This is a genomic window from Streptomyces cathayae (assembly GCF_029760955.1).
GTDB classification, from domain to species: Bacteria; Actinomycetota; Actinomycetes; order Streptomycetales; family Streptomycetaceae; genus Streptomyces; species Streptomyces cathayae.
In genome coordinates, this window is the sequence record NZ_CP121682.1 from 231,765 (window position 1) to 254,661 (window position 22,897).

The 22,897-nt window shown below is 72.4% G+C and carries 20 protein-coding genes; 10 read left to right on the forward strand and 10 right to left on the reverse strand.

What is annotated here, in order from left to right; translation table 11 throughout:
* Nucleotides 1-196 precede the first annotated feature (196 nt).
* On the forward strand, nt 197-1,018 hold the full coding sequence (locus PYS65_RS01095; protein WP_279331780.1) for an SAM-dependent methyltransferase: 822 nt from the start codon (nt 197-199) through the stop codon (nt 1,016-1,018).
* A gap of 110 nt (nt 1,019-1,128) precedes the next feature.
* Here the strand turns inward: PYS65_RS01095 and PYS65_RS01100 are convergent, their stop codons facing one another.
* Together PYS65_RS01100 and PYS65_RS01105 are read right to left on the reverse strand one after the other, a co-directional pair.
* Nucleotides 1,129-2,073, reverse strand: a complete 945-nt coding sequence (locus PYS65_RS01100) for a helix-turn-helix domain-containing protein (protein ID WP_279331781.1) — start codon at nt 2,071-2,073, stop codon at nt 1,129-1,131.
* 110 nt (nt 2,074-2,183) lie between these two features.
* Entirely contained in the window at nt 2,184-2,444 is a 261-nt protein-coding gene (locus tag PYS65_RS01105) for a DUF397 domain-containing protein (protein ID WP_279331782.1), read from the reverse strand.
* Nucleotides 2,445-2,787: 343 nt separating this feature from the next.
* On the opposite strand from PYS65_RS01105, the gene PYS65_RS01110 reads away from it, so the two are divergent.
* The 3 genes from PYS65_RS01110 (at nt 2,788) to PYS65_RS01120 (ending at nt 7,872) form a co-directional block, all read left to right on the forward strand.
* Nucleotides 2,788-3,333 carry a hypothetical protein gene (locus PYS65_RS01110; RefSeq protein ID WP_279331783.1) on the forward strand — a complete coding sequence of 182 codons (546 nt, stop codon included), beginning with the start codon at nt 2,788-2,790 and terminating at the stop codon, nt 3,331-3,333.
* 286 nt (nt 3,334-3,619) lie between these two features.
* The gene (locus PYS65_RS01115; RefSeq protein WP_387042162.1) at nt 3,620-6,346 is read left to right on the forward strand and encodes a SpoIIE family protein phosphatase; all 2,727 of its coding nucleotides are present in this window, start codon (nt 3,620-3,622) and stop codon (nt 6,344-6,346) included.
* Nucleotides 6,347-6,507: 161 nt separating this feature from the next.
* Nucleotides 6,508-7,872, forward strand: coding sequence for an FAD-dependent oxidoreductase (locus tag PYS65_RS01120; RefSeq protein WP_279331786.1), 1,365 nt, complete (start codon nt 6,508-6,510; stop codon nt 7,870-7,872).
* A 447-nt stretch (nt 7,873-8,319) separates the two neighbouring features.
* Here the strand turns inward: PYS65_RS01120 and PYS65_RS01125 are convergent, their stop codons facing one another.
* The 3 genes from PYS65_RS01125 to PYS65_RS01135 all read right to left on the reverse strand — a co-directional run bounded on the left by PYS65_RS01125 (nt 8,320) and on the right by PYS65_RS01135 (nt 13,310).
* Entirely contained in the window at nt 8,320-10,689 is a 2,370-nt protein-coding gene (locus PYS65_RS01125) for a glycoside hydrolase family 65 protein (RefSeq protein ID WP_279331787.1), read from the reverse strand.
* Between the two features lie 97 nt (nt 10,690-10,786).
* Nucleotides 10,787-12,511, reverse strand: a complete 1,725-nt coding sequence (locus PYS65_RS01130) for a GAF domain-containing sensor histidine kinase (protein ID WP_279331788.1) — start codon at nt 12,509-12,511, stop codon at nt 10,787-10,789.
* Between the two features lie 103 nt (nt 12,512-12,614).
* Nucleotides 12,615-13,310: a response regulator gene (locus PYS65_RS01135; protein WP_279331789.1), complete on the reverse strand. Its 696-nt coding sequence runs from the start codon at nt 13,308-13,310 to the stop codon at nt 12,615-12,617.
* A gap of 436 nt (nt 13,311-13,746) precedes the next feature.
* Here PYS65_RS01135 and PYS65_RS01140 point away from each other — a divergent pair, with 436 nt between their 5' ends.
* A complete protein-coding gene (locus tag PYS65_RS01140; RefSeq protein ID WP_279331791.1) occupies nt 13,747-14,130 on the forward strand; it encodes an STAS domain-containing protein in 384 nt (127 codons plus the stop codon).
* A gap of 216 nt (nt 14,131-14,346) precedes the next feature.
* Nucleotides 14,347-15,549: a globin domain-containing protein gene (locus PYS65_RS01145; RefSeq protein ID WP_279331792.1), complete on the forward strand. Its 1,203-nt coding sequence runs from the start codon at nt 14,347-14,349 to the stop codon at nt 15,547-15,549.
* 101 nt (nt 15,550-15,650) lie between these two features.
* Here the strand turns inward: PYS65_RS01145 and PYS65_RS01150 are convergent, their stop codons facing one another.
* From PYS65_RS01150 to PYS65_RS01165, 4 genes are all read right to left on the reverse strand, one after another.
* The gene (locus PYS65_RS01150) at nt 15,651-16,025 is read right to left on the reverse strand and encodes a roadblock/LC7 domain-containing protein (RefSeq protein WP_279331793.1); all 375 of its coding nucleotides are present in this window, start codon (nt 16,023-16,025) and stop codon (nt 15,651-15,653) included.
* A gap of 85 nt (nt 16,026-16,110) precedes the next feature.
* On the reverse strand, nt 16,111-16,629 hold the full coding sequence (locus PYS65_RS01155) for a roadblock/LC7 domain-containing protein (RefSeq protein WP_279331794.1): 519 nt from the start codon (nt 16,627-16,629) through the stop codon (nt 16,111-16,113).
* 38 nt (nt 16,630-16,667) lie between these two features.
* Nucleotides 16,668-17,471, reverse strand: coding sequence for a hypothetical protein (locus PYS65_RS01160; RefSeq protein WP_279331796.1), 804 nt, complete (start codon nt 17,469-17,471; stop codon nt 16,668-16,670).
* Nucleotides 17,468-17,881, reverse strand: coding sequence for a hypothetical protein (locus PYS65_RS01165; RefSeq protein WP_279331798.1), 414 nt, complete (start codon nt 17,879-17,881; stop codon nt 17,468-17,470). The genes PYS65_RS01160 and PYS65_RS01165 overlap by 4 nt, the downstream gene beginning before the upstream one ends.
* Before the next feature lie 474 nt (nt 17,882-18,355).
* Here PYS65_RS01165 and PYS65_RS01170 point away from each other — a divergent pair, with 474 nt between their 5' ends.
* Nucleotides 18,356-19,576 carry a hypothetical protein gene (locus PYS65_RS01170; protein ID WP_279331799.1) on the forward strand — a complete coding sequence of 407 codons (1,221 nt, stop codon included), beginning with the start codon at nt 18,356-18,358 and terminating at the stop codon, nt 19,574-19,576.
* Nucleotides 19,577-19,652: 76 nt separating this feature from the next.
* Here the strand turns inward: PYS65_RS01170 and PYS65_RS01175 are convergent, their stop codons facing one another.
* Nucleotides 19,653-21,005: a hypothetical protein gene (locus PYS65_RS01175; protein WP_279331800.1), complete on the reverse strand. Its 1,353-nt coding sequence runs from the start codon at nt 21,003-21,005 to the stop codon at nt 19,653-19,655.
* 225 nt (nt 21,006-21,230) lie between these two features.
* On the opposite strand from PYS65_RS01175, the gene PYS65_RS01180 reads away from it, so the two are divergent.
* From PYS65_RS01180 to tgmB, 3 genes are all read left to right on the forward strand, one after another.
* Nucleotides 21,231-21,551, forward strand: coding sequence for a YkvA family protein (locus tag PYS65_RS01180; RefSeq protein WP_279331801.1), 321 nt, complete (start codon nt 21,231-21,233; stop codon nt 21,549-21,551).
* Nucleotides 21,552-21,670: 119 nt separating this feature from the next.
* Nucleotides 21,671-21,862: a putative ATP-grasp-modified RiPP gene (gene tgmA, locus PYS65_RS01185; RefSeq protein WP_279331803.1), complete on the forward strand. Its 192-nt coding sequence runs from the start codon at nt 21,671-21,673 to the stop codon at nt 21,860-21,862.
* A gap of 16 nt (nt 21,863-21,878) precedes the next feature.
* Entirely contained in the window at nt 21,879-22,862 is a 984-nt protein-coding gene (gene tgmB, locus PYS65_RS01190; protein WP_279331805.1) for an ATP-grasp ribosomal peptide maturase, read from the forward strand.
* Nucleotides 22,863-22,897: the final 35 nt, after the last annotated feature.

Sequence of the window (22,897 nt, forward strand, 5' to 3'; positions counted from 1 at the left end):
GGCGGCTTCCCTGCGTCGCGGCAGCGGGAGGGGCCAGGTGATACCGGCACGTACACGGTGACTCCGGACACCGGCAGAGGCGACTCCACCATTCCTTCAGGGTCTTGTTCGCTCATGGGCTGGCCCGAGCCGCACGGCGCTCCCTAGGATGTACTCCCTGTCCAGCCAGTCCAGTTGGCACTCCGCAGGGGGAACGATGCACACCGGCAAGCAGCTGTCCACCGAGATCGACGCAACAGTGCCGACGGCCGCGCGTATGTACGACTACTACCTGGGCGGCAAGGACAACTACTCGGCCGACCGTGCCGCCGTGGAAGAGCTCGACAAGGTGGTCCCCAGCACCCGCCGCCTGGCCCTGAACAACCGGCGCTTCCTCCAGCGGGTCGTCCGGGTCCTCACCCAGGACTACGGGATCCGGCAGTACCTCGACCACGGCTCCGGTCTGCCCACCCAGGACAACGTCCACCAGGTCGCCCAGCGCATCGACCCGACCACCCATGTGGTGTACGTCGACAACGACCCGATGGTGCTGGTGCACGGGCGCGCCCTGCTGGAGCAGGACGAGCGCACCGTGGTCATACAGGCCGACATGCGGGAGACCGACGAGATCTTCGGCCACGCCGAGACGCAGCGCCTGATCGACTTCTCTCAGCCGGCCTGCGTGCTGTTCAACTCCGTGTTCCACTGCATCCCGGACAGCGACACCGACGGCCCGCTCGCCGTGGCCCGCCGGGTCCGTGAACGGCTCGCACCGGGCAGCTTCCTGGTGATGTGCCAGCTGGTCAGCGAGGACGCCGAAGTCCGCAAGTCCGTCACGGAGTTCATGGACCAGGCGACCCAGGGGCACTGGGGCCGGGTGCGGCAGGAGAGCGAGGTCCAGTCGTACTTCGAGGGCCTGGAGATCCTGGAGCCCGGCCTGGTGGAGGTCTCCACCTGGCGCCCGGACACGGAGGTGGCGCCCCGTCAGCTCACCCAGGAGTGGATCGAGTTCGGGGGCGTGGGACGGATCCCGCTGTAGGCCCCGGCCCGCCGGCCCCGGCACACCGACGCCCTTCGCGTGAACCCGGATCACCGGGTTCACGCGAAGGGCGTCGTGCGTTCCGCGCCGGCCGCGCCGTGCGGCACCCGCTACGCCTCGGAGTGCGGGACGGAGCGGGGCGGGGGATAGCGGCCCTCGATCGTGGCGCGCAGCAGGTCCAGGGAGTCACGGGGCCTCAGGGCCTCGTCGGCGAGGCGGTCCAGCGCGACCCGGTACTCCTCCGTCTCGTCGCGGTCCTCGAGGAAGTTGGCGCTCTTGATGTGCTCCAGGTAGACCACGTCGGGCAGATCGAGACCGTCGAAGCGCAGATACGTCACCGGGATGGCGGGGGCCGAGGCGTTGGTCACGTCCAACGGCACGATCTGCACCGTGACGTTGGGGCGCTCCGCCATCCGCGCGAGGTGTTCGAGCTGCTCGCGCATCACCTCGACGCTGCCCAGTACACGCAGCAGAACCGACTCGTCGATGACCGCCCACAGCTGCGGAGCCCCTTCGCGCAGCAACAACTCCGCGCGCCGCATGCGCAGTTCCACGCGACGCAGCACCTCGCCGGCCGGGGCGTTGGGCAGGCCGCGCTCCACCACCGCTCGGGTGTAGGCGGCCGTCTGCAGCAGGCCGGGAACGTACTGGATCTCGAAGGTGCGGATGGTGGCGGCGGCCTCCTGCAGTCCGACCAGCCGGTCGAACCACTCGGGCATCAGCCGCTTGTCGTACCTCTGCCACCAGCCCGGCTCCCCGGCACGCCGGAGCAGTTTGAGGAGCACCGAGATCTCGTAGTCGTCGGTGCCGTACAGCTCCAGCAGCGCCCGGACGTCGCTCTCGGTGGGTGGGCGGCGCCCCTTGCCGGACTCGATGCGGGACAGCTTCGCCGCACTGAAGCCGACGGAGCGCGCCGCCTGGTCCTGGGCCAGCTGGGCGTCCTCGCGAAAGCCCGCCAACTGCACACCGACCAGCATCTTCAGCAGAGTCGGAGCCGGCTCGGGGCGGTCCAGGTAGGGTTCCAGGCGGGAGATTCGGTGCGAGGTGGCGGACATCCTGACTCCCAGCAGACCGGCACAAGGGCGATTCACACTATCGCACCTCACCCTGCAGCAGTGCACGCGCCCGCAAAAAGCCCTGCGGAAGTGGGGAGTTGGGCTCCGTTTCACCGTTCCGGCGCCGGGCTCCGGAGCACTCGGACCAGGTGGTCGAACTCGCCGTCCCTCGCCCCGGCCAGGAATGCCGCCAGCTCCGCGGCCGTGTAGACCAGCGCGGGCCCGTCGGGATCGCGGGAGTTGCGCATCGCGACGCCGCCGTCGCTCAGCGGGGCCACCTCGACGCAGTTGCCCTCGGCGTTGCTGTGCCGGCTCTTGATCCAGCAGGCGTCCAAGGAACTCGCCCGCACTCCGTTCCGTATTCCTGGCACCGCAGTCTCCTCGCTGTTCGCGGGTATCGCCGGACGGGGTCCGGCCGTTCACACGGGGCGGACCGGGTCCGGTCGCCACCCGATCCGCCCCGCCGCAAAAAACTTCACGCAATTTCTCGTGCAATTGCACACGATCACTCTCAGCGTGGATAATAGCCGTGGCGTCAACCCCCTTGGTGGCGCCCTGTTCTGACGTCGCATCGGGGAGATGAGGTGTCATCACCTGTGCACCAAGTGATCGGGGCCGGCACCGGGCTCGCGGTCCGGGCCCGGCTGCCGGCCCGGCCGCCCTTCTGACCAGTCCCCCCACTCGACACAACCGCCGCGGAAAGGCACCCACACGATGCGCAGCGCTTCGACGGAACACCCGGGCAGCGAGCACCCTGTGCGCCACACCGCCCCGACCGGAATGGCACGTACGGCACCCCTCATGTCACTGTCCCGGGTGCCGTGGCGCGACATCCAGGACTCCACCGGGTCGGCGGCGGCCATCCCCCTGCTGCTCAACGGCATCGCCTGGGGGGACGCCGACACGGCCCGGTCCGCGCTGGCCGATCTGCGGAAACGGATCTGCCAGTACGGCTTCGTGGTGGAGCAGGCGACGGCCGCCACCGTCCCCTTCCTCTGGGAGCTGGCGCAGCTGCCGCACGTCAGCTGCCGCGTCGAGATCATCCGGTTGCTCAAGGCGATCGCCGATGCCCGGCAGTGGGAGAGCACCGCCGCCGCGTATCCCAAACTGCTCAATCACCGCGAGAACCCGGTCGTGTGGGAGCGGGCCGCCCGGCAGGCGGTACGGGCCCGGCGGGGCGACCTGAACCGCCTGATGGCCGACCGGGACACCAAGATCGCCCGTGCCACGACCGAGCTGGCCCACGCGCTGGCCGACTGATCCCCTCCGAGCGCCTGGGGGACGAGCGCCGAGGAGCGGGGGCACGGGAGAGGACCGCGCGACCGGAAACGCACCACCGGTCGCGCGGTCCTCGAGCACATCCGGCGGTGGGCCGCCGGGGCCGGACCGCGTCAGTGCCGGTTCGCCCCACGCAGCGGTGTTCCGGACAAGGGACGGCGGGACCGCCGACGCACCTGACCGGCCCGGGGCCCCGCCGCGGAGGGCCGTCGTCCGTCGAGGACGCGCCATCGGGGCCGGTAGTTAAACTCGGCACATGGTCCGACTGATGGGTCGATCCCAGGCCCGGTCGCCCCAGCGGCCCAGCACCGGGGCCTCCACAGGTCGGCAACGGCGGGGAGGCGACGGTTCGCGGTGGCCCCCACCGGCGTGGCTCCGGCCGGTGCTGAGCGTACGCAGCGTCGCAGGGCAGGTGTTCATCCTGCATGTCGTGATCGTGCTGCTGCTGGTCGTGTCGGCCGTGATCGCGCTGGTGCTGCAGGTGCGGCACGACAGCACCCAGGAGGCCCGCAGCCGTTCGCTCGCCGTCGCGGAGACGCTCGCCCACGCGCCCGGCATCGTCGCGGCACTCAGGTCCCCCGATCCCACTCTCCTGCTCCAGCCGCGCGCGGAAACCATCCGCAAGCAGGCGAAGGTCGACTTCGTCGTCGTCATGAACACCGAGGGCATCCGCTACACCCACCCCGAGAAGGACCGTATCGGCAAGAAGTTCGTCGGCACCCTGCGGCCCGCACTGGCCGGGCGGCCGGTCACCGAGGAGATCACGGGCACCATCGGTCCCCTCGTCCAGGCCGTGGTGCCGGTGGACAACTCCGACGGCGTCGTCGTGGGCCTGGTCTCGGCGGGGATCACGACCGAGCACGTCGGGGGCGCCGTCGACGACCAGTTGCCGCTGGTACTGGCCGCCGGGGGCGCCGCACTCGTGCTGGCCACCGCGGGCGCGGCCCTGATCAGCAGACGCCTGCTGCGGCAGACCCACGGACTGGGTCCGCACGAGATGACCCGGATGTACGAGCATCACGACGCGGTGCTGCACGCGGTGCGGGAAGGCGTGATCATCCTCGCCGGTGACGGCACCCTGCTGCTCGCCAACGACGAGGCGCACCGGCTGCTCGGCCTGCCCGAGGACGCGGAGGGCCGCCATGTGCTCGACCTCCCCCTCGCCCCCGGCACCGCCGACCTGCTGTCCTCGGGGCGCGTCGCCACGGACGAGGTGCATCGGGTCGGCGGCCGGCTGCTGGCCGTCAACCAGCGGTCCACCGACCGTGCCGGGGGCCCACCCGGCAGCGTCGCCACGGTCCGCGACTCCACCGAACTGCGTGCGCTGTCCGGCCGCGCCGAGGCGGCGCGGGAGCGGCTCGACATGCTCTATGACGCCGGTGTGGGCATCGGGACCAGCCTGGACATCACCCGCACCGCCGAGGAGCTGACGGAACTCGTCGTACCGCGGTTCGCGGACTTCACCACGGTGGACCTCTTCGAGACGGTGCTGGCCGGCGGTCAGCCGGACGGGGCGGGCTCGGCGCACCGCACGGCGATGGCCGGCATCCGCGAGGACGCCCCGCTGTACCCGGTGGGCACCCGGACCCGGTTCGTCGAGTCGTCCCCGCAGGGCCGCAGCCTCACCGCCGGCCGGCCGCTCGTCGAGCCCCGGCTGAGCGAGGCCCCGGGGTGGCGGACGCAGGACACGGAGCGCTCCGGGCAGGTCCTGGAGTACGGCATCCACTCGCTGATCACCGTGCCGCTGCGGGCCGGTTCCCTGCTGCTGGGCGTGGTCAGCTTCTGGCGTTCCGAGAAGCCCGAGCCGTTCGACGAGGACGAGCTGGCCCTGGCGGAGGAACTGGTCGCACGGGCCGCGGTGGCCATCGACAACGCCCGCCGCTACACGCGTGAGCACAGCATGGCGGTCACGCTCCAGCGCAGCCTGCTGCCCCGCAGCCTGCCCGAGCAGAGCGCCCTGGACATCGCCTACCGCTATCTGCCCGCCCAGGCCGGGGTGGGCGGTGACTGGTTCGACGTCCTGCCGCTGTCCGGGGCACGGGTCGCGCTGGTGGTCGGCGATGTCGTCGGGCACGGACTGCACGCCGCGGCCACCATGGGGCGACTGCGCACGGCGGTGCACAACTTCTCCTCGCTCGACCTGCCGCCCGACGAGCTGCTGGGCCTGCTGGACGAGTTGGTCGGCCGCATCGACTCGGACGAGACGGAGGACGAGCACAGCGCCCCGGTGACCGGGGCCACCTGTCTGTACGCCGTCTACGACCCGGTGACCCGGAAGTGCGAGGTCGCCCGCGCGGGCCATCCGCCGCCCGCGCTGATCCACCCGGACGGCACCGTGGAGTTCGTGGACGTGCCCGCCGGCCCGCCCCTGGGGCTGGGCGGGCTGCCGTTCGAGACGGCCGAGCTGGAGCCGGCGGAGGGCAGCCGTCTCGTCCTGTACACCGACGGGCTGGTCGAGGACCGGGAACACGACATCGACGTCGGTCTGGAGCTGCTGCGCGAGGCGCTGTCGCGGGCCGGGGACTCTCCCGAGGACACCTGCCGGGCCGTGCTGGAGTCCCGGAGCCCGGTCAGGGCACGGGACGACATCGCCCTGCTGGTGGCCCGCACCCGGGGGCTCGCCGCGGACCGGATCGCCCAGTGGCCGGTGCCCTCCGAACCGGCGGCCGTCGCCGAGGTGCGTGCCGCGGTCGCCCGGAAGCTGGCCGAGTGGGGACTGGAGGACCTCTCCTTCAGCACGGAGCTGATCCTGAGCGAGCTGGTCACCAACGCGATCCGGTACGGCGGCGGTCCCATCGAGGTGCGGATGCTGCGGGACCGCCATCTGATCTGCGAGGTCTTCGACGGCAGCAGCACCTCGCCGCATCTGCGGTACGCGACCATGACCGACGAGGGCGGGCGCGGCCTGTTCCTGGTGGCGCAGCTGGCGGAGCGCTGGGGCACCCGCTACCTACCGGCCGGTAAGGTCATCTGGGCGGAGCAGACCCTCCCGTGACCGCGGGGGTCGCACCGGAGAACACAGGAGAGCACCGGAGAGGCTTCGAGAGGCCATAAGGGCTGCTTATGTGCCCATAGACCGGACCCGCGTACCAGGTAAGGCAAGCCTTTGTTTAGGATCGGGTGAGGCTCTTGTCATCGCTCGAAGGGAACCTGCCCATGCCCCGCCCCCTGCGGGTAGCCGTCGTAGGATCCGGCCCCGCCGGGATCTACGCCGCCGACGCCCTGCTCAAGTCCGACGTCGCCGCCGAACCGGGCGTCTCCATCGACATCTTCGAGCGCATGCCGGCGCCGTTCGGTCTGATCCGGTACGGCGTCGCTCCCGACCACCCGCGGATCAAGGGCATCATCACGGCCCTGCACCAGGTGCTCGACAAGCCGCAGATCCGGTTGTTCGGCAATGTGGACTACGGCACGGACATCCATCTCGACGACCTGCGCGCGTTCTACGACGCTGTGATCTTCGCCACCGGCGCGACCGCCGACCGGGCGATGTCCGTCCCGGGGATCGACCTCGACGGCTCGTACGGCGCGGCCGACTTCGTCTCCTGGTACGACGGCCACCCGGACGTGCCGCGCACCTGGCCGCTCGAGGCGGAGAAGGTCGCCGTGCTCGGCGTCGGCAACGTCGCCCTCGACGTCGCCCGCATCCTGGCCAAGACGGCGGACGAACTGCTGCCGACGGAGATCCCGCCGAACGTCCACGAGGGACTGAAGGCCAACAGGGCGCGGGAGATCCACGTCTTCGGCCGCCGCGGCCCGGCGCAGGCGAAGTTCAGCCCGATGGAGCTGAGGGAGCTGGACCACTCCCCCAGCATCGAGGTGATCGTCGACCCCGAGGACATCGACTACGACGAGGGCTCGATCGCGACCCGGCGCGGCAACAAGCAGGCCGACATGGTCGCCAAGACCCTGGAGAAGTGGGCGATCCGCGACACCGGCGACCGTCCGCACAAGCTGTTCCTGCACTTCTTCGAGTCGCCGTCCGAGATCCTCGGCGAGGACGGCAAGGTGGTCGGCCTGCGCACCGAGCGCACGGAGCTGGACGGCACCGGCGGCGTCAAGGGCACCGGCGAGTTCAAGGACTGGGACGTCAGCGCGGTCTACCGCGCGGTGGGCTACCTGTCCGACAAGCTCCCCAAGCTGCCCTGGGACCTCGACTCCGGCACCGTCCCGGACCAGGGCGGCCGGGTCATGCAGGAGAACGGCGAGCACCTGGCGTCCACCTACGTCACCGGGTGGATCCGCCGCGGCCCGGTGGGCCTGATCGGCCACACCAAGGGCGACGCCAACGAGACGGTGGCGAACCTGCTGGACGACTTCGCCAACGGCCGGCTGTCGGCCCCGGACTCGCCCGCCCCGGAGGCCGTGGACACGTTCCTCGCCGAGCGCGCCGTCCGCTACACCACCTGGGACGGCTGGCACCGGCTGGACGCCGCGGAGAAGGCGCTGGGCGAGCCGCAGGGACGCGAGCGGGTGAAGCTCGTGGAGCGTGAGGACATGCTGCGGGAGAGCGGCGCGTGAGCTGAGAGAGCCGGGCGTCCGGCACCGGACGTACCGCGGAGCGCCTGTCCGGTCCCTCGAGGGACCGGACAGGCGCTCCGCGGTACGGGTACATCAGCTTCCACAATTGAACCCTCCCCAACTGAAGTAGGGGATTCCTGGCTCAGGACGCCTCGCAGGTCAACGACCTGCGAGGTCCTACTCCCTCAACACCAGCCGGGACGGAACCTGCCCGGTTCGTCGAGCAAAGCCCGGGTGTGCCGTCTTGGTTCTCGATCGACACGGTGTGCACGCTTGGTTCTCGCAACGCACGGCAGCCGATTTACCCGATCACGGGGCGGTCCGTCGCTCTTGAGGCGGATCCCCGTTCTTGCCCTGCTCTCCAGGGGTTCGATCTTCCCCCGCAGGCGGGTGGTACCCCTGCCCCGGCCTGAAGGAGATCAGGTGCCCCGGTGACCCGCCGGACGGTCACTCCGTGAGCGGCAGGCGGCCCGTCTCCCCCGGGTGGAGGCGGGCCGTGCGGTCCGGGAGGCGCACGTCGACCGGGCCGGGGCCGGAGGCCGGTACGGCGATCTCCAACAGGCCGCGTTCCAGCCTCAGCCGGACACCCCAGTGGCCGTGGTAGCGCAGGGTGAAGCCGTAGGAGGACAGCTCCGGCAGGGGCACCGGGTCCAGCCGCAGGTCGCCGCCCCGGGTCTCCAGCCCGGGCAGTCCGCGCTGGACCAGGTCGAGGGTGCCGGCCATGGCGCCGAGGTGGATGCCCTCGCCGGTGGTGCCGCCCTGGACGTCGGCGATGTCCCCGCGCAGTGCCTCCTGGCAGAACGTCCAGGCCTCGGCGCGCCGCTCCCGGGCCAGCACCCAGCCGTGGACGAGGCCGCTGAGGGTGGAGCCGTGGCTGGTGCGGTGCAGGTAGTGGTCCACCGTGAGCCGCCAGGTCGCCTCGTCCAACTCATGCCCCAACCGGCGGAACAGGCCCTGTAGTTCGGCCGGGGCGAACAGATAGCCGAGCATCAGGACGTCCGCCTGCTTCGAGGCCCGGTAGCGGTTGACGCTGTCGCCCTCGGCCTCCAGGATCCGGTCCAGCCGCCGGATGTCGTCGTAACGCCGCCGGTAGTCCTGCCAGTCGAGCTCGGCGAGCTTTCCGTACCCCTCGAACTGGCTGATGACACCGTCGTGGAAGGGCACGTGCAGGGTGCGGGAGACCTCCTCCCACTTCTCGAGTTCGCTTCCGTCCAGGCCCGTGCGTTCGTCGAGTTCCCGCCGGCGCGGCTCGGGCAGGTCGCGCAGCACGTCGAGGGTGTGGGCGAGCACCCAGGCGGCGGTCACGTTCGTGTACGCGTTGTCGTCCAGTCCGGGCTCGGCCGCGTCGGGGTAGGCGTCGTGGTACTCGTCGGGGCCGACCACACCCTTGATCCGGTGCCGGCCCAGCAGCGGGTCCCAGGTGGCGGCGTCCGCCCAGAAGCGGGAGATCTGCAGCAGCAGTTCGGCGCCCTTGGTGTGCAGGAACTCCGTGTCGCCGCTGGCCTCGCAGTACTGCCACACGTTGTACGCGATCGCCGAGCCCACATGGTGCTGGAGGTGGGAGTGGTCGGGCACCCAGCGGCCCGACCGCGGGTTGAGGTGGAGCTGCTGGGCCTCCTCCCGGCCGTCGCTGCCGCTCTGCCAGGGGAACATCGCTCCCCTGCGTCCGGCGTCCCGGGCGGCGGTCAGGGCCCGGCCCAGCCGGCGGTGCCGGTAGTGCAGCAGGGCGCGGGAGACCTCGGGGAAGTGCAGGTTGAGGTAGGGCAGCACGAACAGCTCGTCCCAGAAGACGTGTCCGCGGTAGGCCTCGCCGTGCAGCCCCCTGGCCGGCACCCCGACGTCCAGGTCGGCGGTGTGCGGGGAGAGGGTCTGGAGCACATGGAAGAGATGCAGACGCAGAATGCCGCCGGCCTCACCGGGGACGTCCAGTTCGCCCCGGCGCCACAGCTGGCCCCAGGCCGTCCGGTGGGACTCCAGCAGTTCGTCGTAGGCGGGGACACGGCCCACCCGGTCGACGGCGGCGTGCAAGGGGTCGCTGATGGCCGGATCGCGCGAGGTGTGCAGGGCGACGATCTTGTCCACGGTCGCGGTGTGGCCCGGGGTCAGGTGCAGACGGGTCGACTGGACGGCACGCCGGTCCTCCCTGCGGATCGCGGTGGGCGCCTCGGACAGCAGCCGGGAGGCGAAGGCGATCAGGATGTCCGAGGTACGGGTGCGACAGCGCAGCCACACCGTGTCCGGCGCCGAGCTGCCGCTGTGCACCTGGGTCAGATGCCGGCCGTCCAGGTCCCGGTAGCGTGCCACTCCCACGTTGGTGACGCCGCCGTCGAGCGCCGCCTCGACCTCGAGGGCGCCGGAGTGCTGCTCCCCCGTGAACTCGGTGCGCAGCGCGGCCAGATGAGGGTCCGCCATGTGCACCAGCCGTTCCTGGCGCACCCTCAGCACCCGGCCGCCGCCCAGGTCGTACCGGGTCAGGCGCTCCAGCAGCCCCGAGGCCATCCGCAGGGTCTCGTGGTGGTCGAGCACGGTCGCGGTGTCGGGGGTGAGCCAGGGGCCGCCGGGCAGCCGGAAGCGCAGCGGCAGCCAGTTGGGGAGGTTGACGAGGTCCTCGTTCTCCACCTGCCGCCCGGCGACCTCCGAGGTGAGCCGGTCGTAGCAGCCGGCCGTGTAGGTGCCCGGGTAGTGCACCTCGTCGGCGGTGCACTCCGGCAGCGCTCCCCGGGTGGCGAAGTAGCCGTTGCCGAGCGTGCACAGTGACTCCCGCAGGCGCGCCTCGGCGGCGTCGTACCCCTCGTACTCCCAGGTCCAGCCCGTCACGACGACGCTCCTTCCGCGGTCGGCCCTGCGGAGAGCCCCGGTGCTCCGGCACGGGGTACCCAGCCCCGGGCCGACCACACACGGCCGGGGACAGGCCCTAACTCTCCCGTACGGGCGCGCGCCACACCAGGGTGGTGCCCCCGTCCGCCGAACTGTCGATCTCCAGTTCGCCCCCGAGTTGCGCGGCGCGCTCGGCCATGTTGCGCAGTCCGCTGCGGCGGCCGCCGGCCGGGATGCCCACGCCGTTGTCGGAGACGGTCAGCCGCACCTCGCGGCCGTCGGTCTCGAGGGCCACCTGGGCGCGGTCGGCCCGCGCGTGCCGGGCGATGTTGGTCAGGGACTCGGACAGGACGGCCACCACATGGTCGGCGGTCTCCTTCGACACATGGGTGTCGACCAGGCCCTCCATCCGCACACCGGGGGCGAAGCCGAGCAGGGGGGCCGCCTCGCCGACCACCCGCACGACGCGGGCCCGCAGACCGCTCCCGGACGCGGTGTCGTGCGCGCGCAGACCGAAGATGGTCGACCTGATGATCTTTATGGTCTCGTCCAGGTCGTCCACCGCCCGGGCGACCCGCTCCGAGGCCTCCTTGTGCTCGATGAAGCGGCCGGCGCTCTGCAGCGTCATCCCGGTGGCGAACAGCCGCTGGATCGCCAGGTCGTGCAGGTCCCGGGCGATCCGGTCCCGGTCCTCGAGCACGGCGATCTGCGCGGCGTCGCGGCGCCGCTCCGCCAGTTCCATCGCCACGGCCGCCTGCGCGGCGAAGCCCTGCAGTGGTTCGATCTCCTTCTCGGAGAACTCTCCGGCACCGGTGGCGCGCACCAGCAGGACGATGCCCCGGACGCCGTCGCCCGATCCGACGGGCACCGCCACCGCCGGGCCGAGTCCGGCGAAGCGCGGTGGTCCGGACGAGACCCGCTCGTCACTGGAGACGTCCGGACTGGTGACGGGGGCGGCGCTGGTGAACGCCCGGCCCAGCAGACTGTCGTCGATGGGGACGACGAGCCCGCGGTGCGCCTCCGCCTCCTGGCCGATGGCGAGCTCCACGACCAGTGACCCGGTGCCCTCCATCGGCACCGCCACCTCGGCGAGCGCGGCGCCGGTGATCTCCCTGGCGCGTTCGGCGATCAGCAGGAGAGCCTCGCTGCCGCCGCTGCCGGACATCAGGGCGTGGGTGATCTCCGTGTTCGCCTGCAGCCACCGCTCCCGCAGCCGGGACTCCTCGTAGAGCCGGGCGTTGTCGATGGCCACGCCGGCGGCGACGGCCAGGGTCGACAGGACCGACTCGTCCTCCTCGTCGAACTTCGCCCCGGCGCGCTTCTCGGTGAGGTACAGGTTGCCGAAGATCTGGTCACGGACCCGGATGGGGACGCCGAGAAAGCTGTTCATCGGCGGGTGATGGGGCGGGAACCCGTAGGAGGAGGGGTGGTCGGAGAGCTTGGTCAGCCGCAGCGGCTCGGGGTGGCGGATCAGTTCCCCGAGGATGCCGTGCCCCTCTGGGAAGTGGCCGATGCGGGCGATCACTTCCTCGCTGACGCCGACGGTGTGAAAGGCCGACAGCCGTCTGCCGTCGGGGCCGATCACACCGAGGGCGGCGTACTCCGCGTCCACCAGCACCGCCGCGGCGTCGACGATGCTGTGCAGGACCTGCTTCAGGTCGAGCTCGCGCCCCACCTCGAGAACGGCCTCCAGCAGGCTGTGCACCCGGTCACGCGTGCCGCGGGCCGCGTCGATCCGGGCCTGAAGCTCCTCCAGCAACTCGTCCAGCCTCAGCTGCGGCAGCCGAGGACGGGTGTCCCCGTCCCGCTCGGAGCTCTCCACCCGTGGTCCTCCCGTTCGCTCGCCCTACCGGGAATGTGCCCCCGGCAGGTGCCACGCTATCGGGCCCCGCAGGATCGCGTCCCACCGAATGCCGCGCCCGGTGTCAGCGGTCCGTGCGCCGCAGCCGGTCCTGGGCCTGGGTGGCGATCACGGCGGCCTGGATCCGGCGCTCCACCCCGAGCTTGGCCAGCAGCCGGGAGATGTGGTTCTTCACCGTCTTCTCCGCGAGATACAGCCGCTGGCCGATCTGCCGGTTGGTGAGCCCCTCACCGATCAGCGCGAGGATCTCCCGCTCGCGTTCGGTCAGTCCCGGCAGGGCGTCCGGCTCCTTCTCCGGCTCCTCCTGTTCCTGCCGCAGCCGGGCCATCAGGCGGGTGGTGGCGCTCGGGTCGAGCAGGGACTGCCCCGAGGCGACCGTCCGCACGGCCGCGACCAGGTCCGAGCCCTGGATCTGCTTCAGCACATAGCCGGAGGCACCCGCCATGATCGAGTCCAGCAGGGCCTCCTCGTCGTCGAACGAGGTGAGCATCAGACAGGCCAGGTCGGGCATCTTCGAGCGCAGCTCGCGGCAGACGGTCACCCCGTCGCCGTCGGGCAGGCGGACGTCGAGGACCGCCACGTCGGGGCGGAGCGCGGGGACGCGGACCAGGGCCTGCTCGGCGGTGGCGGCCTCACCGACCACGGTGATGTCCGGTTCGTCGTTGAGCAGGTCGTGCACTCCGCGGCGGACCACCTCGTGGTCGTCCAGCAGGAAGACCCGGATGGGCCGGTCGGGTCCGGGCTGCTCGCTGTCCGCCATCTGACGCTCCTTGTCCTTGGCTGTCCCTGTGGGCCGGCCGCCGGCCTTCGGCCGAGCGGTCCCCTCCAGGGAGATCCTTCTCGATTTCGGGCCGGACGGCCAGGGCCGACCGGCCTTGCTTTCCTCGGACGACCCGTTCCGTCCCGGGTCACCCGCCGTCCTCTGTGCGACGCCGTCAAGGCCGGTCGGTCCAGAAGACCGGGACCATCGGCACCTGTGCCACGGCGTCCGGCCGGACCATCCTCGATGACAGGAGCGGCGCCGATCCCCCGCGGTGCCGCTCCGCTCACGATACCGACGGTTCCGGCGCCCGCCCCGCCCTTGTCCTCGCCCGGTGCCGTACTCGCCGGTCAGTGCCGGTCGGCCCCGGTGACCGCTTCGGCCGGGGCCGGCCGGCCCTACCGGCGGGCTCGCCGCTCAGGGTTGGCTGGACGGTATGCCCCAGAATCCCAGCCGGCCCGTGGCCGAGCCGCCCGAACGGACCGTCGCCGCAACGACGGTCGTCACCCCGCGCGGGGAACTCGACCTGCGCACCGCACCCGTTCTGTCGCGGCGCCTGGACACGCTGGCCGACCGGGCCTTTCCCGACCTGGTGCTCGATCTGCGCGCCGTGTCCTTCATCGACTGCTCGGGGCTGGGCGTGCTGTGCCGCGCCCGCAACCGGGTGCTGGCCCGCGGCGGACGGCTGCGGCTGATCACGGACCGGCCCTCCTTCCTGCGCGTCCTCCACCACACCCGGCTCACCGGCGTCTTCGAACTGCTTTCCCGGCTGCCCGCGGAGCTCGACGAGGCCGTCCCCGCGGCGCGCGCAAGCCGCTGAACAGCGCCGTGAGCCCCCAGGGACGGGCCGATCGGCCCTGCCGGGTGCGCGGCGCCCGGGACCGAAGGTCCCCTTCTCCCGGGCCGTTGGGCCCGCAGTCCCCCGCCCTCGCCGGTTACCGACGGAAACCCTCATGCCGGATTGCTATACAGGTGATGCCGCCGGTCCGGAAAGGCGGCCCAACGCCCTTACCCCGTCATGCTGTTGGGAGACCTCATGCTGTCCGAAGAATCTGCCGCAGTGGTCCGGGCCACCCTTCCCGCCGTGGCCGGAGCGCTCGACGAGATCACCGCACGTTTCTACGGTGCGATGTTCCGCGACCGCCCCGAACTGCTGGACGGCATGTTCAACCGGGGCAATCAGGCCAGTGGTGCCCAGCGACGGGCGCTGGCCGGTTCCATCGCCGGTTTCGCGCAGGCGCTGCTCGCCGATCCGGACACCCGGCCGGACGCCCTGCTGGCACGGATCGCGCACAAGCACATCGCGGTCGGGGTCACCGACGACCAGTACACGATCGTGCACAAATACCTGTTCGGCGCGATCGCGGAGGTGCTCGGCGAGGCCGTCACCCCGGAGGTGGCCGCCGCCTGGGACGAGGTGTACTGGCTGATGGCCGGCGCCCTCATCGGGCAGGAGGCCCGCCTCTACCAGCAGGCGGGGGTCGAACCGGGCGCGATATGGCGGCAGTGGACGGTCGTCGAACGGCACGAGGAGACCCCCGACGTGGTGTCGTTCCTGCTGCGCCCGGCCGACGGCGAGCCCGCCCCGCCCGCACGGGCCGGGCAGTACGTGAGCGTGCGGCTGCGGATGCCCGACGGGGTGCACCAGCTGCGCCAGTACAGCCTGTCCTCGGACCCCGGGGGCGACCTGCGCCGCATCACCGTCAAGCGCGTCACCGGCGAGGCGGGGGCACCGGACGGCGAGGTGTCCGACCTGCTGCACGAGCAGACCGGCGTGGGGGACGAACTCGCGCTGTCCGTGCCGGCCGGCGACGTGGCCCTGGACGAGGCCGACACCCCGCTGGTGCTGGTCTCGGCCGGTATCGGCTGCACCCCCATGGTGGGCATGCTCGCCCGGCTCGCCGCGACGGGTTCGACCCGCCGGGTCCTGGTCCTGCACGCCGACACCTCGCCCGACGAGCACGCCCTGCGTGCCGAGGTGCGGTCGCTGGTGGAGCAACTGCCGGACGCCCGCGCGGTCTTCTGGTACGAGCGGCCGGGCGCCGAGGAGCCCGACGCGCGCAGCGGCCTGATGGACCTCGCCGGGCTCGACGTCCCGGCGGACGCGTCGGTGTACCTGTGCGGCCCGCTGCCGTTCATGCGCACGGTGCGTGGCGGGCTCCTGGGTGCCGGCGTCCCCGCCCGGCAGATCAGCTACGAGGTCTTCGGTCCCGACCTGTGGCTCCCCGACGCGGCCTGACCGCGGCCGGTCGGCAACGCAACGGGCGGGTGCCCCTCGCGAGTGGTGTTCGCGAAGGGCATCCGCCCGTTGCGGCGTTCCGGAACCGGTCCGGTCCCGGCTCAGACCTCCAGGTCGGTCTCGATCCGGCGCAGCTGGTGGCGGGCCATCGCCAGGTTGGCGCGGGCCTTGTCCAGGACCAGGTACAGGAACAGGCCGTTGCCGCCGCGCCCCTTGAGCGGGCGGATCAGGTGGTACTGGCCGCCCAGGGTGATCAGGATGTCGTCGATCTCGTCCTTCAGCCCCAGGAGTTCCATGGTGCGCAGTTTCGAGCGCATGACGTCGGTGTTGCCCGCGGCGGCGACCTCCAGGTTGAAGTCCTTGCCACCGCCCATCGTGCCGAGCGCCATGCCGCTGGTGTAGTCGACGAGTGCGGCGGCCGTCGCGCCGTCGATGGAGCCGAGGCAGTCCTTGAGCGCGGTCTCGGTGTTGGCCATGAGAGGTTTCCCTTCGGTCGTGATCGTTGTTCTGGCCGGTCGCCGGGGCGTGCCGCGGCGGCCGGCCGGGGAGAAGAGCCTGGATTCAGCCGTCGGCCTGGGGCCGGGGCCGGTGTGCGGGCCGCTGCGGAGCGCGCACCGGGAGGGTGCCGATCCGGCGGTCCGCGTCCGAGGCGGGTACGGGTCCTTGTTCGGGCACCGCGCGGTCGGCGTGCCGGCCTGCTCCGGGGCCGGCTCCGGTGGCGACCAGTTCCGCGATGCGGGCCCCGCTGCGCCGGCCCTCCAGATGCAGCCGGCCCACGTTGACCCGGTCGTCGGCGAGCAGGGTGAGCACGGCGGTGCTTCCCGCGGCGTAGGTCGCCACGTATCCCCGTGTCCCGCGCACCAGCAGTTCGCGGAACTCGCCGCGGGCGGCGACATCCGTCACGCGGTACGCGACACCGAGCGCGGCGGCGGTGAGCGCGGCCAGCCCCTCCGGTTCGGTGTCGGGCACGTCGTGGGCGAGGACGAGTCCGTCGACGGTGGCCGCGAGCGACCCCGCCAGCCTGGGGACCCGGGTACGGAGCCGACGCAGTTCGTCCAGCACGTCGGTCTCGACGGCCATGAGCAGTCTCCTTTCGGCACGCTGTCGACGCGCGCGGATCACAGGGCCTCCAAGGCGTCCAGGAGCCGTCGCAGCAGCGCTGTGTCGGGCTCGTCCCACGCGGAGCCGGCTTCGCCGGTGCCGTGGGGGACGGTGGCGACGGGCGGGGGCGGGGGCGGTGCGGGGGTGATCAGTCCGGCGGCGGCCAGGCGTCGCAGTTCGACGAGGGTGTGGAAGGTGCGGCACGCCAGGGCCGAGGCGATCTGCGCGGCGGTGCTGGTCCCGTCGACCCGGGCGAGGGTCCGGCCGCGGCGGGGCGGCAGGTCCGCCGGGTCGGCGCCGGGTGCCCGGGTGAGCGGGGCGGTGTCGACGGCGGGATCGGGCCAGATGCGGTGCAGCAGATCACGGCGGCGCCGCGACTCGCGCAGCACGCTGTGCACCGGAACCGGGCGGACCGTGCCGAGCCAGTGCGCTGCTTCCGGGCGGAAGCGGAGTGCGGCGGTGTCCTGGGCCAGCGCGAAGTACGCCGCGTCGAACAGCGCGCCCGTGTGGCACAGTTCCAGCGCGCCCGCGGTGAGACGGCCGCTGTCGACCAGCTGGCGGCCGACGCGGTGGCGGGCCCCGGCCCGCTCGACCGCCTCCCACCAGCCGTCGGCCGGGAGGGCGCCGCTGCGGGTGAGCAGATCGCCGAGGTCGGGGCTGTACACGGATTCGACGTGGACGACGTGCCCCGCCGCCAGGTAGAAGACCCCGGACTCGGTGGAGAGGGCCCCGGTGGCGCGGTCCGCCGCGAGGCTGCCCAGCACGGCCGGTGCCGATCTGCCGGCGGGTGCCGAGCCCTCGATGGGTGCCGCCGTGGTCATCCGAGCACCAGCCGGTCCGCCATCTCGGCCAGCCGGATGCGGGCCAGGGCCAGGTTGCCGTCGCGGCGGTCGAGCCACAGGTACAGGAACACGGTGCTGTCGAAGGCCGTGATGACGAACCGGAGCAGGTGGTACGCGTCGACGGTGGTGAGGATGAGGTCCTGGACGGGTGGTTCCTTGCCGGAGGCGACGGACGCGACGGACAGGCCGCCGTCGGCCGGTGCGAGGGTGCCGCTCTCCATGGCGAGGCGGGCGAGTTCGGCGGTCTCCGCCGCTGTCGCCTCCGGGTCGTCGCCCGGTGCCTCGCCCACCGCGCCCAGCGCGAGTCCACTGATCCAGTCGACCACCAGCGCACCCCGCGCACCAGGCAGTCGCATGGCTTCCAGCAGGCTCTCGTCGATTCCGGGCACGCCGGATCCCCCCTCATCGCACGGCTGTACCGCGAACGTGACGTCGACGCTACGGTGTGTGCTCTACCGAGGTGAGGGGTTCGGTGTTTTCCCTTGGAATATGCGACAAGGGCGCCCCGGTACTGATAACGTCGCCGATTTTCCCGGTCCGGTGGGCGGCGGGGTGCGCGCGGGTTTCCCCCTGTACGGAGGGGCAGGGCCTTCCCCTGTGCGGACGGCGGGTCGGCCCTGCCCACCGGATTCCATTGTGGGGACCGGGTACTGTCGCGACCACAAGTGAAAGCCTTCCGCCATGTGTGCGCCCCCCACACCCCGTGCGCGGGACCCGCGTGCGGGGATGACACGTGACACATGAGAGCCCCACCGCGCGGGTAGCCGCGGATGAGGACCGCCGCCCGGCGGGACCCGCGTCAGCCCGCCGTCCGACAGCGACGACAATGGCAGGAGCACGTGCCCCCGTTCACCCCTGGACCCATGCCTACCTCACGCACAGCCCACCCCACGATCCCTCCGTCCGTCTGGCTCACCGCCGGCCGGTACACCGGTGCCGCAGCGCTGGGCGTGCTCCGTCGCACCCTGCCCCGGCTGGAGGGTGGCGGGGTCATCGACGCCTTCCTCGAAGTGCCCGACGACGTGCCCGACGACGTGCCCGAAGCGGGGTACGGGACGCGGCCCGACACGCCGGACCGGGTGTTCCAGGCCCGTGTCCGGGTCACCGGGGCGGTGACCGTGCGTGCCCGGCTGAGCCTCGGTCCCGCCGACGGGGACGGGCAGCGCTGGGTCCTGGTCGCCGAGGCCGAGCAGCCCTGGGACCCCACATGGCCGTCCCCCGCGGGCATGTTCTGGCCCCTGGACGACCCGGACCCGGGCTGGAACCACGACGCGGCCACGGGGCTGCGGCTGGGAGAGGTCAATCCGCTCCCCGAGGACGACAAGGCCGTACGGCGGCTGCTGCGCGACTGCGCGCGGAGCGCGGGCGGGAACGGGTGGAACATCCACGTCGTCGTCCATGAGGCGATGACCACCGACGCCCGCGGCCGGCTGCCGCTCGCCTACTGGCTGCCGTCGGGGCTGCGGCATCGCGTGGTGGAGCACCGGGCCTCGCCGCATCAGCTGCGGGTCGTGAACTGGGCGCTGCGGGACTCCGGTGTCGAGGTGCCGCGCGGCGGTGCGGTGGTCCTGCCGGGCCGGCCGGTCCCGGACGGCTACGACGCCGGGGAGTTCTCGGTGCGCGCGGTGTTCCTGGACGGCACCCGCCCCGCCGAACTGGTCGACGCGGTGAGCCGGTTCGCGGCGCTGCCGCGTCCGCTGCCGGACGGCGCCGAGGCCGCCCTGACCGCGCTGCGGGAGGACTGGCGTCTGCTGACCCTGGAGGAGGAGCTCGCCCGCGAGCGCCGGCTGGTCGCCATGTACGCCGACGCGCTGGAGGCCATGACGAAGTCCCGCGACCTGTACCGCGAGGCGGCCGAGAGCGCGCACGAGGCACTGGCCGCCTACCGGGAGTCCGCCGCGGCCTCCGGGCCCCGTGCCCTGCCGCCCGGCGGTACGCCGGTTCCGTCGCCCGTGCGGCAGCTGACACGCACGCTGGAGCGCCTGAAGTTCGCTCCCAGGGCGGCGCGTCGTCCGTCGGCCGCCGAGGAGGAGCGCGGGGCCCCGCCCGCCGCCGACGGGCAGTCGGCGGCTTCGGGCCCGTAGGGCCTTCCCGGTCCGTGCCCGGTCGGCCCCGGTCCGTGCCCGGTGAACCCGGCGTTCCTCCTCGGCCGGCGCGCGCTCAGTCCGGCATCCGGTGTGTCCCGGGTGCCGGCCACACCGCCCAGTGTCTGCCGGGGAGCGGTGACGCCACCCGGACGACCAGGGCCGTCAGCGCCAGCAGCGCGGCGGTGACGGCCGCCGCACTGGCCAGCCACTGCGGGGCGAGCGCGAGGCGGACGGCCCGTGACAGGAGGACGGACGGGAAGGACGGACCGTAGGCGTGCGCCCCGACCAGGGCCGCGGGTACGACGACCGCCGGCGCGAGCACCAGCGCGCCGGGGCGCACCACCAGGATCAGGGCCAGTGCCGTGCAGAGCACCGACAGGCCGACGGTGAGGGCGTGCAGGCCCAGCGCGGAACCGTCGCAGTGCAGGGGGAAGTGGGCCACCGCGCACAGGGCGAGGGCCACCGCGGCGAGCCAGCTGGACCAGGTCAGGGACCGGTCCGCCGGTTCGGGCGGGTGTTCGGGGACGCCGCCGTCGGGTCTCCGGCCGGGCCGCGTGCCCTGCCCCGTTCGCGCGCGGGGCCGGTGGTGCCTGATCCGCCGTCTCGAGCGCAGGGCCGCCGCGCCCCGGGCACCGTGGTGGACGGTCCGGTACCCGGCCTCCGGCGTCGTTCCGCGCCCGTCCCCGGCTTCCTCGTCGTCCCGGCTGCCTCTCCGGTCCCCGCCCCGGCCGCTGTTCCCGGCTCGGTACGCGGCTCGGTGCCGGTCTTCGTACGCGTCGTCGTCCTCCTCGCCGTGGTCGTCGTCGGAGCGGGGCGGGGCCTGCGGGGCCGTCGCCGGACTGCCGGAGCGTTCCGGCGGCTCCTGCGCCGCCAGCCGGTCTATCAGCTCGATCAGTTCCTCGACGGAGCGGCCCGAGGCTGCGGCCCGCAACGCCTCCTCACGGCAGTGGGGCGCCAGTTCCCCGTCCTGCAGCAGCGCCACCAGCCGGGTCACGTCCGCCACGGGACGGTGCGCCGCCGCGGCCCGGATCACCTCGTCGGCGCTGTCGGCGTCGCGGGGCGGCCGGGTCAGCAGGGCGACCAGACGGGCGACGTCCTCCACGGACCGGCCCACCCCGACGGCGCGCAGGGCGTCGACCACGGTCGGCGTGTGCTCGGGCGAGCGAGCCAGTGACGTGATGAGGTCGGCGACCTCCTCCAGGGGGCGGTCCGACACCGCCGCGCACATCAGGCCGCCGACGGCGTCCGCGGCGCCGGGCCGGGCCGGGTCCAGCAGGACGGTGCCGGTGCCGGAGACCGTCGCGGCGGACGGAGGGGGCGCCGGCGGCGGTGCCGGCGGGAGTGCCGGGTCCGCACCAGCAGGTATCGCGGATTCGTTCGAGATGTTCGAGGTGTTCGAGGAGGGTGTCGAAGAGCAGGTGGTCATGCTCGGCTCCATGAAGAAGGCTGAGGCCGCTCCTCGCCCCCGGACGTACGACGAGCGACGTTACGTGGACCATTACTAGGCGCCCTCGCCCCGCGCGGCCACTCGGCTGGGCCATGGGTGTGACCTGTATTGCTCCATGCGTCCGGCGGATGTCATAGCCGGGGCCGTTACCGGGCATCCAGACAGAGAGACCATCGCCTCGCCGCACTTGGAGGAGGACACTCCGTGGACACCACCGTGGTACTCGTCGTCGCCGTCGTCGCGGCCGCCGTGCTGGCCTGCGCCGTGGCCGTCCTGGTGCGGCTGGTGCGCACCCGGCGGGCGTTGCGGGACGCCGGTCTGCCCACGGGCCCGCGCTGGGTCTTCTGGGGTGCGGTCCTCTATCTGGTGCTGCCGGCCGACCTGCTGCCCGACCCCATCTATCTGGACGACATCGGCGTCCTGCTGCTCGCCCTGCGCACCATGCGCGGCTCCCTCGGCGCACGTTCCCTCGGGGCGACGCCCCGGCGACCGGACCGTGAACCCGCCGATGACTACGCTCCGTAAGGAAACCAACCACCCGTTCGATTCGTATAAGTCTCTGGAAGCCGAAACAGGTCGGCGGACCAAGCGGCGGCGCACGGTGGGCCGCCGCTGGTCGGCGCGGTACCGACGAGGGAGAGACGATGCAACCGTTCGCGCTCAACTACGCACGTCCGGCACCGGAGTTGGCCGTAACCACTCCGTATGTGTACGACTCTGGACTGCAGTTGAACGTACTCGTCGACGGACGGGTGGCGGCCTGCGATCACGCACTGTTGCGGGAGGTGGGCACCACGACGTCCACCGCGGGGTCCAAGACCCACTTCGACGACTGACCATGGACCACAGACGATGACCGTACTGATCCTCACCTGTGAAGAGGACGTGACCGCCGACATGGTGATCGTGCACCTGCACGGTTCCGGGGTTCCGGTGGTGCGCGTCGACCCGGCGGATCTGACCGGCGGGGTCTCGCTCTCGGGTGAATACGTCCACGGCCGCTTTCGCGGCCATCTCTCCGCCGGGGGGCGGCTGGTGAGCATCGGCGGGCTGCGGTCCGTGTGGGTGCGCAGGCCGGGCCCCCCGGCCGGGCGGGCGACCCAGCCGTCTCCGTGGCTGACCGAGGAGGCCGCCCAGGCCCTCTACGGCATGCTGCGCGGCTCGGACGCCCGCTGGATGAACCATCCGGACGCGGCCCGGCAGGCCCGTCACAAGCCATGGCAGCTACGGCTGGCCCAGCGCTGCGGCCTGCCCGTGCCCGCCACGGTGATCACGACTTTCCCGCGCGCCGCCCGGGAGTTCGCCGAGCGCTTCCCGGACCTGGTGGTCAAACCGGTCTCCGGTGCGCATCCGCAGGATCCGCCGCGGGCCGTGCCGACCAGCCGGGTGGCGCCGGACACCGACTTCGCCGCCGTGGCGTTCGGACCGACGCTGCTCCAGCGGCGGATCGCGAAGCGGGCCGACATCCGGCTCACCGCCGTGGGCGAGCGCCTGCTGGCCGCCCGCAAGGCGACGGCCCCGGACGCGGAACCGGCGGAGGTCGATGTGCGCTTCGCCACATCCCCCTCCCCCTGGGAGCCGGTCGAGGTGCCGCAGCGCACCGCCGACGCGGTCCACGCCTATCTGCGCGAGGCCGAACTGGCGTACGGAGCATTCGACTTCGTCGAGGACGCGGACGGAACGTGGTGGTTCCTGGAGTGCAACCAGTCGGGTCAGTTCGGATTCGTCGAGGTGGAGACGGGACAGCCGATCGCCCGCGCCGTCGCCGAGTGGCTGTCCCGGCCCGCCCCCGGAGAGACTCCGGGGGTCAACGGGGTACGCACCACGGCGCACTGAGGCCCCGCCACCACGCCTGGGCGCGGCGGTACGGG